At 59.9% G+C, this 13,232-nt stretch carries 13 protein-coding genes; 7 read left to right on the forward strand and 6 right to left on the reverse strand.

The window, feature by feature from the left end; all coding sequences use genetic code 11:
• Positions 1 to 55: 55 nt before the first annotated feature.
• Positions 56 to 640, reverse strand: a complete 585-nt coding sequence (locus tag MWL89_RS08345) for a TMEM175 family protein (RefSeq protein WP_244385695.1) — start codon at positions 638 to 640, stop codon at positions 56 to 58.
• Positions 641 to 941: 301 nt separating this feature from the next.
• On the opposite strand from MWL89_RS08345, the gene MWL89_RS08350 reads away from it, so the two are divergent.
• Positions 942 to 3,014, forward strand: coding sequence for a HelD family protein (locus tag MWL89_RS08350; RefSeq protein WP_244385696.1), 2,073 nt, complete (start codon positions 942 to 944; stop codon positions 3,012 to 3,014).
• Positions 3,015 to 3,112: 98 nt separating this feature from the next.
• Positions 3,113 to 4,114, forward strand: coding sequence for an agmatinase (gene speB / locus MWL89_RS08355; RefSeq protein WP_244385697.1), 1,002 nt, complete (start codon positions 3,113 to 3,115; stop codon positions 4,112 to 4,114).
• A 118-nt stretch (positions 4,115 to 4,232) separates the two neighbouring features.
• Here the strand turns inward: speB and MWL89_RS08360 are convergent, their stop codons facing one another.
• The 3 genes from MWL89_RS08360 to MWL89_RS08370 all read right to left on the reverse strand — a co-directional run bounded on the left by MWL89_RS08360 (position 4,233) and on the right by MWL89_RS08370 (position 8,264).
• Positions 4,233 to 4,727 carry a GyrI-like domain-containing protein gene (locus MWL89_RS08360; RefSeq protein ID WP_244385698.1) on the reverse strand — a complete coding sequence of 165 codons (495 nt, stop codon included), beginning with the start codon at positions 4,725 to 4,727 and terminating at the stop codon, positions 4,233 to 4,235.
• A 177-nt stretch (positions 4,728 to 4,904) separates the two neighbouring features.
• The gene (locus MWL89_RS08365) at positions 4,905 to 5,537 is read right to left on the reverse strand and encodes a transglutaminase-like domain-containing protein (RefSeq protein WP_102378127.1); all 633 of its coding nucleotides are present in this window, start codon (positions 5,535 to 5,537) and stop codon (positions 4,905 to 4,907) included.
• Between the two features lie 519 nt (positions 5,538 to 6,056).
• Positions 6,057 to 8,264 carry a HelD family protein gene (locus MWL89_RS08370; protein WP_341801918.1) on the reverse strand — a complete coding sequence of 736 codons (2,208 nt, stop codon included), beginning with the start codon at positions 8,262 to 8,264 and terminating at the stop codon, positions 6,057 to 6,059.
• A 192-nt stretch (positions 8,265 to 8,456) separates the two neighbouring features.
• Here MWL89_RS08370 and MWL89_RS08375 point away from each other — a divergent pair, with 192 nt between their 5' ends.
• The 5 genes from MWL89_RS08375 to MWL89_RS08395 all read left to right on the forward strand — a co-directional run bounded on the left by MWL89_RS08375 (position 8,457) and on the right by MWL89_RS08395 (position 12,366).
• Complete coding sequence (locus tag MWL89_RS08375; protein ID WP_244385699.1) at positions 8,457 to 9,017, forward strand: RNA polymerase sigma factor; 561 nt, start codon at positions 8,457 to 8,459, stop codon at positions 9,015 to 9,017.
• Entirely contained in the window at positions 9,014 to 9,880 is an 867-nt protein-coding gene (locus tag MWL89_RS08380; protein ID WP_244385700.1) for a hypothetical protein, read from the forward strand. The genes MWL89_RS08375 and MWL89_RS08380 overlap by 4 nt, the downstream gene beginning before the upstream one ends.
• A 133-nt stretch (positions 9,881 to 10,013) precedes the next feature.
• Positions 10,014 to 10,688 carry a hypothetical protein gene (locus MWL89_RS08385; protein ID WP_244385701.1) on the forward strand — a complete coding sequence of 225 codons (675 nt, stop codon included), beginning with the start codon at positions 10,014 to 10,016 and terminating at the stop codon, positions 10,686 to 10,688.
• A 32-nt stretch (positions 10,689 to 10,720) separates the two neighbouring features.
• Positions 10,721 to 11,464, forward strand: a complete 744-nt coding sequence (locus MWL89_RS08390) for a hypothetical protein (protein WP_244385702.1) — start codon at positions 10,721 to 10,723, stop codon at positions 11,462 to 11,464.
• Positions 11,465 to 11,496: 32 nt separating this feature from the next.
• Entirely contained in the window at positions 11,497 to 12,366 is an 870-nt protein-coding gene (locus tag MWL89_RS08395; protein ID WP_244385703.1) for an ABC transporter ATP-binding protein, read from the forward strand.
• 173 nt (positions 12,367 to 12,539) lie between these two features.
• On the opposite strand, the gene MWL89_RS08400 is transcribed toward MWL89_RS08395, so the two are convergent.
• Both MWL89_RS08400 and MWL89_RS08405 read right to left on the reverse strand, forming a co-directional pair.
• Complete coding sequence (locus tag MWL89_RS08400) at positions 12,540 to 12,713, reverse strand: DUF6019 family protein (protein WP_244385704.1); 174 nt, start codon at positions 12,711 to 12,713, stop codon at positions 12,540 to 12,542.
• Positions 12,714 to 12,905: 192 nt separating this feature from the next.
• Positions 12,906 to 13,229 carry a 4Fe-4S binding protein gene (locus MWL89_RS08405; protein WP_102378121.1) on the reverse strand — a complete coding sequence of 108 codons (324 nt, stop codon included), beginning with the start codon at positions 13,227 to 13,229 and terminating at the stop codon, positions 12,906 to 12,908.
• Positions 13,230 to 13,232 lie beyond the last annotated feature (3 nt).

The following is a 13,232-nucleotide window of genomic DNA, read 5'->3' on the forward strand; positions in this document are numbered from 1 at the left end:
CCGGCGCCGTGCACCCAATGCGCCGCATTGCGGACGGCTCTCGCATGCAGGATCCTCAGCGCTGCTGTTGGAACACCCGCTCGATACGGCGTTCGGGAACCACCCAGAGCACGAGCATGACCGCGTTGAGGATGAAGATGAGCTCGGGCCGTATGAGAACGCCGAGCAGGATGGCGATCACGTTCGTGCCGATCGACACCCATGATTTGTAGTACTTGTTGAAGAACACGGAGACGGTCTCATTGTCGTCGGTCGCCTTCTTCAGGTTGTAGGCGGTCGCGAAGAACATCACGTCGGCCATCATGATGGCGATGCCGAACGAGAGCTGCGGGGCCAGATCCGAGAAGAAATCGCCCATCCACGAGGTGACGAACGGGAATACGGAAAGGCTCAGGATGAAGAGGCTGTTCGCCCAAAGCACCTTTCCGTTGATGGTTTTGGCCGCTTGGAACATGTGATGGTGGTTGTTCCAGTAGATGGCGAGCATGAGGAAGCTCACCACGTAGATGACGAGGCGGTGCCACTCCTCGAACAGCGCGGCGAAGCTGCCTGCGGTCGGTTCGTGAAGCTCCAGGACGAGGATGGTCATGACGATGGCGATAACCGCGTCGGTGAACGCCTCGAGTCTCGATTTCGACATGCTGATGCCTTTCGTTCGCGTTACGGCACCAGTGTAGCTCAAGGTTTTTTGCCCGTAGCGTTCCGGGGATATTCCGATAACAGGCTGAGGTGAAACCGTTGCTCGGCTATCGCCGCTCGACAAGGTATCGAAATCGCGTATCATCGGTAACCCCAATCGGCAATTCGTTCCTTGATTCTCACGGCATTTCCCCTCAACTTCTGCTATCATAGCGCGTTCCGCCCAATTTCTTTACACCCATCCGAAAATCTGCCGCCTCAAACATGCGGCAGGGCGGGCGGATGGCGCTAAGGAGAATTCCATGGACACGACGACCGGAGCCGACCCCGACCCGAAAACCCCCGATGTATTCGCTGAAGAAGAGGAGCATCTCGGCGCAACGCTCGAGAAACTCGCCCAGGCGATCGATCACGCCTCGGAGCTGTTCGAGCAAACCAACGACGCCTACCGTTCAACCAAATTCTACATGTCCGAGAACAGGGGAGAGATCGACCCTCAGGAGATGTACCAAAACGAGCTCTACCTCAAAGAGGTCGACCGCAACGCCGAGATCGCCCACCTTTCCCGAGAGCGCCTCGTGCAGCTCTACGATTCGCCGTACTTCGCCAACGTGACGTTTCGCGTAGACGGGGAAGACGATGCGAAGACCAGCTATATCGGCAGGTTCGCCTTCAGCCACGAGGGAAGCATCGAAATATCGGATTGGAGGAGCCCGGTCGCGGGGCTTTTCTACGATTTCGACAGGGGACGGGCGGAATACGCCGCGCCTTCGGGGCTCATGGCAGGTACGCTTACGGGCAAGCGGCAGATCAAGGTCGAAGACAGCGCGCTCGTCTACGCGGTCGAGGATGACTCGGGTATTCGCGACGAAGTGATGCAGCGGGAGCTCAGCCGCACATCGGACAAGAAGATGCGTTCGATCATTTCGTCGATCCAGCGCGAACAGAACCAGATCATCCGCGACGAAACCGGCGGCACCCTCGTCATCCAAGGCGTTGCAGGCTCGGGGAAAACCTCCATAGCGCTTCATCGCATCGCCTACCTGCTCTATCGGCGCAAAGGCACGCTCAGTTCGAATTCTGTCGCCATCCTGTCGCCGAACAAGGTGTTCGGCGACTACATCGCAAACGTCTTACCCGAGCTCGGCGAGGAGCCCGTACGCGAGATGGACGTACGCACCGTCGCCGAAACGATGCTCGGATCGAACCTGAGCATCGCGCCTCAGCGCTATCCGGTTGACGAAATCGACTCCGCATGGCTCAAGCGAGCCTCCTTCAAGGGAACCGTCGAGTTCGCCGAATCGATTGCGTCGTATGCGCAACGTTTTCGCGATGAGGCCCTTCGTGGAGTCGACCTCGGCTTCGGGTCGAACACGTTTTCGGGCTCGTGGCTGACCGAGCGATACCGCAGCTACGGCAGGCTCACGGTCAAAGAGCGCATCGATCTTCTGGCGTCGGAGATCGTCGCCGAGATGTCGTCGCGCTCGATCGGCAGGAGAGTCGAGGTTCCCAAGAAGAACGAGGTTCGCCAAAAACTCAACGCCATGCTCGCCGCCAAGGATGCTTTGAGCCTGTATCGCCTCTTCATGGCCGAAGCCGGGAGCAAGAGCCTTTTCACAATGCCGGCAAAGGGTACCGTGGAATGGGAGGATGCCTGCGCGATCGCGTACCTGCAATCGGCGTTCGGCGGCTTCGAGGAACTTGCCGAAGTAAAGCACCTGCTCATCGACGAGATGCAGGATCTGACTCCGATGCAGCACCTGCTCATCGCGCGCCTGTTTCCCTGCGAGAAGACGATTCTCGGCGATTTCAACCAGACGGTCGATCCGACGAACGCCATGACGCTCGAGGCGATGGCGGATATGTACGGGAAGCCCGAAGTGTTCCATCTTCGGGAAAGCTATCGGTCGACCCTTGAGATCAACGAGCTCGCTCAACGGGTGAAGCCCGTCGCGGATCCGGTTTTCATGGAACGGCACGGCGACGAGGTTCGTACCGAGCGGTGCGGAAACGCCCAAGGCGTGCTCACAAAACTCACCGAGCTCATCGACGCGTTCGAGCAAAGCGAATTCAAGACGCTCGGAATCATCCATAAATCGGACAAGGTGGCGCGAGTGTACTACGAGTTGCTGGCGGGGTCGCATCGCGTTCACCTCCTATCCGACGAAAGCGCGACCTTCTCGGACGGCGTCTCGATCGCTTCCGTGAAGATGTCGAAGGGCCTTGAATTCGACGAGGTGATCGTCCTCGATGCCGACGATTCGCAGTACGGAAGCGATTACGAGCGCAGCTTGCTGTACGTAGCCGTCACGCGCGCTATGCACCGGCTCACGATCCTGTACCGCGATAAACCGACTCCGCTTCTCGGACTGTAACCGATATCGGAAAGAAACATCCCCGCTACGGATGGCGCCGCACCCATGCGAAAGCGTATCATGGGATAACCAGGCGACAAACGCGCGGAAGGAGCATCGTGGAATTCGGAAGCAGGAACGCGAACGTCAACTTCTCGACCAACGGGGACAACTTCTTCAACCTCCCTTTCACGGGCATAGCTTCGTTCATGAAAACCGAGATCTGCCCCTCGCTCGATGCGCTCGAGCCAGGATACGATGTGGCGATCCTCGGGTTCCCCTTTGATGTGGGCGCATCGGCGAGAAGCGGCGCGCGTTTCGGGCCGCGCGGCGTCCGCGATGCATCGACCGTGTACTGCGATGGCCTGTACGGCCTGTACGATCCGGTCAGAAACGTCGAGTACCTCGATCAAGGCGAGCGCATCATCGACTGCGGGGACGTGGACGTTTCCCCGTGCGGTTTCGAGCAGTCGTTCGAAAACTGCGAGGCCGCGGTGCGGTGCATCATCGATTCCGGTGCGGTGCCGGTGGTCATCGGAGGCGACCATTCGACCACGATCCCCGTCGTCAGGGCGCTTGACCGCTACGATGACGTGTGCATAATCCAGTTCGATGCGCACCTCGATTGGACCGACTCGTACGGAGAGTTCACCTGTTCGTACAGTTCTCCCATGCGGCGATCGTCGGAGCTTGCGCATGTCGGCAAGATGATGCAGATAGGCCTGCGAGGCCTCGGCAGCAGCGGTCCGGCCGATTTCGCCGAAGCGCGCGCATGGGGCAGCACGATCGTCTCCGCTCCCGAGCTCAGGCGAGAGGGGATGGAGGCGATCATCGCGAGGATTCCCGATGCCGAGCACTACTACATCACCGTCGACATCGACGGGTTCGATCCGTCCCTGTGCCCCGGCACAGGCTCGCCGCAGCCGGGAGGCCTTCTGTACGAGGAGGTGAACGATCTCGTATACGCCGTCGTGAAGAAGGGCGACGTCGTCGGCTTCGACGTGTCCGAGGTGGCGCCGCCTTACGACCATGCCGACCAGACGTCGCTCTATGCCGCCCAGATCATCCTCGACTTCATCTGCTTCTACACGAAAAAGCGCTCGCAAGGGTACTTGGAGTAACGCTCGGAGCGGCGAGCCCAAACCCGGATGATGCCTCAGAAAGGGGAGCGCATGGGCCTTGCCGAACCGACCGAGCACATCTTCTCCCTACCGCATGAGATTGTGGTGCACGTGCGCGCTACCCTAGGCGCTTCGGCACCTCAAAGGGCACGGTGATGACCGTTATCTGCTCGTCGAGCGGCACGTCCTCGCCCGTAAGATAGCACTCGTAGGCAAGACCGGGAAACGCAATCCCGCGCTCTGCCAACCAGGACGCGATATCCTGATATACCCGCATCATGCCCGCATTGTAGTCTCCCGTATACACGACCCGTACGGCCTCGAATGATGCCCGTTCGTATTGAGTGAAACGGGCGTCGGCGGCGATCGCAGCGCGGATGGGAAATCCGATCTCGACGCGCATGTCGTTCTCGTCGAGCTTGATGGATTCATCCATACCGTAGAACGCGACGAACGGCGCATCGGCGATTTCGGCATGCTGGGATTCGAGATAGCCTCCTATCTCCATGAAGCCGGGGCCTATCAGGGCGGGCAGCTGGTCGACCCGCACGTGTTCGTGCGTTATCGATACGATCGCCTGGGCGGGTACCGTCGCTTTTTCGATGTCGGTCATTGCGATGCTCCTTCGGTTTGATTGGCGGCAGAAGATCGAATTGCGTATCCTCCGGTTCGGTGTTCTCGAGCAAAGAATGTTGCATGCATCCCCGCAATCGCTTGCCGCGACCGACACCGATCATAAAGTACGACACGGTGTCGCAGTCAAGCGCTCTGCCGAAAGAATGCGTTCGCTTTACGCCGATTCATCCAAAAAGGTCGGCAGATCCTCTTCGATCATCCGTATGCAGTTGCTGCTGATCTCGAGGATCGCTACAACCTGCTCTGGGTGCTGCGGCAGCACTTCAAGGTAATCGACCTCGCCGATCGACTGATCGGGCTCGAACGCGAGGTAGTCGTCCAATACGAGTTCGGGGGTGACGGCGGGGGCGTCGGCGTCCTTCGCGCCTCCGCGCGCATCGAGGCGGATCCATGCGTCCTTTACCGACGAATAGTAAGCGGTCAAACCGTGTAAAAAGAAATGCGGATCGTCTCCCTCGTCCTCGTACAGCCGCTGGTAGCAGAAACCGCTCGGGATATCGATGCTTCGGAGCAGGGCTACGAGCAGCAAGCTTTTCGTGTAGCAGGTTCCGTGCTCGAGATCCAACACGTCATCGGCGGTTTTGGCCACGATGCTCTCGCCGATGTCGACTGTGTGGGCAATGCAATCGCGAACGTAATCGAAGCAGGCGGCAACCTTCTCGGGTTCGCTTGCAAGGCCTGAGCACAGACGTTCGGCCTTCTCTGAAACGACTTTCGATTCGCTTCCCACGTAGTGGGTGTTTTCCAGATATTCGTCGATATCGGCAGTCAAACGCAATGGTTTCATGCGGCACTCCAAAGTCAGGTAAGAGATTCTTCTAATGCATGATATAGCATTAGAAAGGGAAGAGGTGTAATTCTTTTGGCCATTCCAGCTTTTCACTATGAATTCGACGACCGATGCGGCGTCGAAGCAACTTCGCGTGCTCGGCTACGCCGATCATGGTTCGAAGCATCCTTTTCACCAAGCTTTTTCACAAAGAGCCTCCTTAATGGGGCTGAGGTTCGGCTGAGTGGGTTCTATATGTCAGAGAGTGCAGCGAAAAACGTCACATGGGTGCACAAAATTGCGGCTGTGCGCACCGAAACAGCAAGAATCGTCTTTTGAAAGCAGCCAGCCCGCCGCGCCTGCCGCAATCGTTAAGCCTTTGCCCGGGTGGATGTCCCTAGGAGCCAACTTCAATGCTCTCAGAAAAAAAGCAAGCGCGCGCAACCGCAATAAAATGTACCCAGGAGTCGATTTTTCAAACTGAAACATAATACCTAAATGGGTTCGCTGCAGGTAAACTTGGAAATCCGCCGAGCTCTACGGACGCTCGTCCAGCAACGATGTAAGCGCGCCTTGGGAAAGCAAGGTGATCTTCTTTGTTGCGCGCGATACGGTCGTGTAGAGGCGGCGGCGAGAGAGCTCGTCATGGGGGAAGACGGCTTCGCTCGCATCGGGCACGATCACGTGGTCGAATTCCAGTCCTTTGGCGAGCTCGAGAGGAATGACCACCACGCCTTTGTCGGGCAGCGCCGCGTTCTTCTTTACAAGAGCGGGTGCGTTGTCCCCGATCAGAGATTGCACGTGTTTCGCATTGCTCTTCCAAGGAACGATGATGGCAGTAAGGCCGTCTTCCCCTTCCGCGGCTTCAACCGCTTGGCGCAACGCCGATACCCACATATCCCTATCGGAGCCTTCGATGACGACCGGCTTTTCGCCGGCACGCTGTATAGACGAGATGCGCATGCGTTCGCTGTCTTTAAGGAGGCTCGCGAACAGGGCGGTTATTTCGGGGGACGAACGGTAGCTCGTCATGAGCTTGCATTCGCTTACGGTCTCGTGCAGTGATTCGAATACGCTTCGCGCCTCGCCGAAAGTCGCTGTGTTCGGCTTGATGGCCTGGTTCTCGTCACCGAGCAGCATGAAGTGCGCGCGCCTGAAGTAGCGGCCGAGCACAGCGAGCTGCGCTGCCGAGTAGTCCTGCACCTCATCGATCATCACGTACTTTGCGGAGGGGTTTCCCAGACCAGTGAGCGCAATTTTCACATAGAGCCACGTAACGGGTTCGAGGTGCGTCGCGTCGAGCAGCCGCATGCCGATGCGATCGATTCGCAGCCAGTCGTCGTTTTCCACGGCCTCGAAAGCGTCGGCGAATCGGTTGTTCAGGTAGCGGAGCGCAAAGGATCGGATCTCCTCGTCATCCTGAGGATCGATCGTTTCGTGGAATATCTCAAGCTGTTCGTTCAAGTCGAGCGCAAGCAGCTCGTCATGCACCGCATCGGTTCCCGCCATCTGCGCGATACGGCTTTCCAGACGTTCGGCGAGCGCTTCGCGCATAAGCGAAACGAGGTGCGGGCCGGCGGGAAGATGCTTGTACTTCGCCGCAACCTGCGCAATCTGCCCCACGGGAATGAGCCGCGTGTCCTTGCAGCGGATCTCTTTGAAGTCGTTCTGCTCGAAAGCGAACGTTCCAACGAGGCCGTCGATACGCTCGAACGTGCTCAGGGGGACATCGGTTTCGCCATGGCTTCGGTCGGGCGGCATCAGCCGTTCGAGGAAATCGTCCCACGTGAACGTTTCGGGATTGCTTTCTCCCAAGTCGGGAAGCACGTTGTCGATATAGTGGCGAAACACCGGATTGGGAGTGATGAGAAAGACTTCGCTCGGGTCGAGCTCGCCGCGCCGTTGGTAGAACAAATACGCGATGCGCTGCAAAAGCACCGAGGTTTTCCCGCTGCCGGCAATGCCGCTCACCAGCAAAACGGGTACATCGTCGTGGCGGATCACCTCGTTCTGCTCTTTTTGGATGGTTGCGGTTATCGCCTGCATATGGGCGGTGCGCTCCTTGGAGAGCGAAGCGAGCAAAAGCGAATCCTGAATGGCGACGTTCGTGTCGAAATACGCGTTGAGCACACTGCCCGCAATATCGAACTGGCGGCGCAGTTTGAGATCGACGTCGATGGTCCGCCCGTTCGCACGGTACGTTGTGGGACCCATGTCCTGGTTGTAATACACTTCGGCAACCGGCGATCTCCAATCGACGACAAGCCGCCGATACGCGTCATCGGACACGCCCGCATTACCGATATAGAGTTCCTTTGCCTCTTCGCCGGCTTTGAACTGCAGGACCACCTTTGCGAAATAAGGCTGCTTGAGCAGCACCTCGATGCGGGCAAGTTTCTCGGCATTCAGGTCGTGCGCGACGTTGTAGCCGTCGACCACGCGGTTCACCGTGGCGAAATCCGCATAGGTTTCCATCGCATCGGCATAGCTCGCGAAGTTGGGGGAGAGCTCTTCGGCCATCGAGCGCTTGTCTTCAGCCGCAGATTCGTCCAACGCTCTGATTTTCGCCGTGAGAGACCGACCCATGGCTTCCAGCGTTTCGTACGTATCGCTCAAGTGCTTCTGCTCTTGAGCGAAGACGGGGTCGACCGAGCGGTCGGTCTGTGCGATTGCTTGAGCATCGCCCTCGGCAAAGCCAACGGTGTTTCGGGTCGAAGCGTTTCTCGTTTCATGGTGGCCGGACACGCGATTCTCCTCGGTACGGTATTTTGGGCATCCGCATACGATGCGTTTCTGATAGGTTGCCATCTTAGCGCAAGTCGCCCACCGAAGCGCAGATGCAGCAAAAAGTTCGGACAATCGTGAACCGTCCAGCACCGAAGTGCTACTAAGATACAACAACGGGAAACGTGCAACGAGAAAGACGGCAAGAACCGAATGGCCGGATACGACGAAGACGAACAACGGGCGCGCTCAGCGCTCAGCGCGATCGCGCGCGGCGACGAGGAGGCTCTCGAGGAGCTGTACTGCGCCTATGCGCCGGCCGTATTCACGTTCATCGCCGCACGGATGTCGGACCGCGAGGCCGCAGAGGAAGTGGCGGCGGATGTCTGGCTCGCATGTTGGCGATCGGCGCGGGCCTTTCGCGGCGAGAGTCGCGTACTCACCTGGCTGCTCGGCATAGCGAAGCGGCAGGTGTACACGAACACGCGCCGCAAGCGTGCGGGCGCTATTCCCCTCGACGAACATGCGGATGCCATTGCCGACAGCGCCGAGGGACCGGAGAGCCTCGCACTTGCAGGCGTCGGAGTCGAGGCGATCCTTTCGGCTCTCGACGCCCTGCCCGACGATCTTGCGGAAACGCTGCGCCTCGCCTGGCTGCACGAGCTTCCCTATGCGGACATCGCCGCCGTAACCGACGTACCCGTGGGCACCGTCAAGTCGCGCGTGTCCCGTGCGCGCCGGATGATGCAAGAATCCTTAAGGGGAATGCTATGAGCAAACTGCCGAGAAGAGAATCCGACTCCGCCTTCCGCCGAACCGATTCGGATCGACGGGGGGTAAAACCGCCCGACAGCCAAGCGAACGCGCTTCGCGATGCCCTGAGATGTCAGGAAGCCGAGTTCGCTGCGGGCGCGCCCGCGTTCGCAAGCGTGGCCGCGCGCATACGGAAGGAACCCTCGAGGATCGACGCCGCGCCATGGACGGCCGCCAAGAGCCTGCGCGTGGCGGGCGAACTCGCCCTTTCGCAGCTGCGCATCGTACCGCAGACCGTGCTTCCGGCAGCCCTCATCGTGACCGCGGCAGCCGTGATCGGGGCGAGCATGGCGCGATACGCGGATTCGCTGCTCGACGCCACCTGGCTGCTTTCGATGATCCTGCTTGTGGGCGCCGCGCTTACCGCGACGCTCGCACTCGCCTCGGAGCGCCCCGATTCCATCGCGCTTGCAACGCCGGTAGGGCCGCAGACCGTAACGCTCGTTCGCCTGGCCGCGGTGCTCTGCATCGACGCTGCCTCGGGAATCGCCGCATGCGCCGCCGCCTCGCTGGCGGGCGTGCCGATCGATCTCGGGGCGCTCGCTTCGGCATGGCTCGTGCCCCTCGCCGCCGTTTCGGGGGCGTCGGCGTTTATCGCCGTATGGACGGGCTCTTCCTGGGCGGGTTCGATCGTTGGTGCGGCATCGATACCCGTTGTCGCACCCGTCGCCCATGCAGCTGCGGATTCGGGGATCGGACTGCTTATCGCCGGCCTGCAGGGAGCACTCGGCCCCGTCGGCATCGTCGTTTTCGGCATCGCGCTGCTCGCCGCTACCGTATGCTCCGCAAGAAGGGCGGCCGTCGCGAGGATGCAGGCGGCGTAGGGCCGACGGGGAACCGGCATCGCGCAGCGCCGATTGAGCGGATAATTTCAAGCGTTTACGCGAACCGCTTTGGCATTTGGCGCTACTAACGAATACAGGATCCGATCGGGATCGTCGACATGAAGGAGTTCGCATGGACATTGCACGCATAGGACATTCGCGGCTGCAGCCGCGTCGTGCGCTATCGCTTGCCGCCGCGCAGGTGCACCGCAGCAAAGCGGTTATGCTCGCCGTACCGCTCGGCACGAGCGCGCTCGTGAGCATCGCAGGTGTGGTTTTGGCACACCTCGCAGGAAGGGAGGCGGCAAGTTTGGCGATGATGCTTATCGTGCAGCTCTACCCCATCTCGGTGGGGGCGTGCGCCGTTGTCGCGCTTGGCGACGACCTGCTTGCGGAGCTTCAGGAATCGACGTTCGTCGGCTTCCGCGCGGTGCAGCTTGCACGTCTTGCCGTCATGCTGGCGGGCGGCGTGATCGGGGCGTGCCTGCTGTTCGCGGTGCTCCGTGCGTTCGGCGTCTTCCCCAACGACATCGGCTGGTTGAGCGCACTCTCGCCGGTCGGGGGTGCCGCCATCGTCGTGCTGGTCGCCTATACCGCCGTGTCTCTTGCCGGATCGGTGCGTTCCGCCACCATGGCGGTCATCGCGGTCATGATCTTCCTCACGCTCTTTTGGGATCTTCAGGTACCGAACCCCATCGACCAGAGGCAAGGGCCGCTGCTGGTCGCCTGCACGGCGGCGGCCATCGCGTGGTTCGCATCCGGTCGCTCTGAGCGACTGCTGGAAAGGGCAGGGGGTAATGCGCGATGAGCTTTCTTCGCCTCGCAAGGGTTCATGCGCGTATGGCCCGACGCCAATCGGCGCTCTGGGCGGTATCGATCCTGCTCACGTTAATCGCTGTGGGCATTGCGCTCATCGCGATGCCCGATTTGGCCAAGCCGACGGGATCCCAGGTCGACTTGGCGTTTCTCGGACAGACGCTCGGATTGGTGCCGGCAATCGCCTATGCAGCGGCTTTCACCGACCTCGCCTCTGCGCCTGCTCGCCTCGGCATCATGGAAATAGAGGATTCTACGCCGGTTTCGCCCGTTAAGCTCTTGGCGGCTCGGGTGACGGGGATGCTCTCGGTCATGATCTGGCCTTCCGCTGCGGCCCTTGCCGTTTGCGGTTTCATGCAATCTCCAAACGGCTTCTCGTCGGTTCTGACCGCACTTGCGGTATTCGCGGCCACCGCTGTGCCGCTGGCTTTCCTCGCCGCAGCGCTCTCGGCGTTTGTCGGATCGCTTCTGCCCCAGGCGCTGGCGCGCATAACCGCGGCCGCCGCTTGGTGCGTGGTGGTATGCTTCACCACCTTCGCGCCCATGCCCGTCGGCGCGAGCCGATCGAAGATGGGTGTCGTAACCGACACCATTTGCCAAGGCTTCTTCGGCTGTCAGCCCGTTATCGACCTTGATGTGATGGGAGGAAGCGCCGCCTATACGGCTTTCGATGCGGCGCTCTTGCTGGTTCTGAGGATCGCATTGACGCTGGCGCTCGTTGCGGCCGCAGCGCTTATTTCTCGAAAAAGAAACTTCCAACGCAGGTAAGCAACCGTAACCGCCCTAACGAAAGGACAGCCATGTTCGTATCCGTAAGCCATCTCGGCAAGGATTTTGCAAAAAAACCGCGTGCGCTCGACGATCTTACGATCGATCTCCCCTCGGGGATGATCGGACTCGTCGGACCGAACGGAGCCGGAAAAACCACGCTCATGCGCATCCTCTGCGGCATCGTACGGCCGAGTCGGGGAAACGTGCTTGTCGATGGCTGCGATATAGCCGAAGCGCGCAACCGAAGGGCGCTCAAAAAATCCCTCGGTTATCTGCCGCAGGATATCGAACCCTATCCCAGCCTGACCCCGCTCGAGTTCCTCGACTACGTGGGCGTGCTTAAAGGCATGGATGATAAGCGCGAGAGAAAACGGCAGGCCGACGAGCTCATAGAGCGTGTGGGACTCGCCGATGTGCGGACGCGCCGCATCGGCGGGTTCTCGGGCGGCATGCGCAGACGCGTAGGCATCGCGCAAGCGCTGATGGGGGATCCGCAACTGCTTGTGGTAGACGAACCGACAGCAGGGCTCGATCCCGAAGAGCGCATGCGTTTCCGCACGCTTCTGGCAACACTGGGAAGGGATCGCACGGTAATCCTATCGACCCACATCCTCGACGACGTCGCGCAAACCTGCCCCTATGTATGCGTGCTGCGCAAAGGGCGCCTCCGCTTTGACGGGGCGACGGGAAACCTCGTTGACGAAGCGCACGGGCGCACCTGGCTGACCGGGCCGCGCATGGCTCCGCCCGAGGGAGCCATTGTGGTGAATGCGGTGGGGGATGCGTACGGAACGCGCTACCGCGTGATAGCCGACAGGTGCCCCGAAGGCGCCGAACCGGTGGCTCCGACGCTCGAGGACGGCTATATGGCGTTAGCTGCGGGAAGCGCGGATGGGTAATCGCCCTCGCCTCGAGGTTAGAGTAACTCTAAGCATTAAAATGCGGGAGTCGAAGACGGGCAATAAATCGGAAGCGCCATCGAACGACGCCCCGAAGCGCGGACAAGGGGGGCACGGTTAGGGGACGGTCCGGCTTCGGTGGGCAAGGCTCGTTCGAGCTTTGCCCACCGAAGCTATGCGACCGGGGTCCCCTTGTTTTCCTCGCCCTCTTCTCTAAGCTGCCGGTGGGCTTCGAGGACTCCGTTTTTAACGGCCTTTTTAATGATCAGGTAAAAAACGAAGATGACCAAAGCGTAGATAGCGACAACCATAACCATTTCAGGTATTCCCATCCCAAGCATTTTCATGCCCGCCTCCCATCTTTTCTCGATAGGGAGATGATAGCATGCGAGGCGGTACAGCGGGCGATCGCGTTCGCAAGCGCATTTTACCGCATGAGACGCGCATGCACCCAAAAACAGACATCCCCCGCACGAGTCGTAACGAAACGTGCGGGGGATGCAAGGCGAGCTAACCGAAGCTCGACGTCTGAAGGGGCGCTACGAGAAGATCGCTACTTTCAGCTTGTCGATCTTATCGCCAAGCTCCTCGAGCGTACCGTAGTATATGCAGCCAGCCTGGCAATGCTGGACGCAGGAGGGCAGCTTGCCGTCCATCTGGCGCTGCGCGCAGTGGTCGCAACGCTCGGTGGGAACGGGGACGAACTCGTACTGCCAATGGCGATCGGTTATCTGGTCGGGACCGATCTGGGTCAACTTGATGCCGAAATGCTCGGGATCCAGCCCGTGTTCCTGCTGGCATGCTATTTCGCACGTATGGCAACCGGTGCAGTAATCGTAATCGATGGCGAGATATTTTCGCATAAT

It is taken from the genome of Raoultibacter timonensis (genome assembly GCF_022845715.1).
Taxonomy (GTDB): Bacteria; Actinomycetota; Coriobacteriia; order Coriobacteriales; family Eggerthellaceae; genus Raoultibacter; species Raoultibacter timonensis.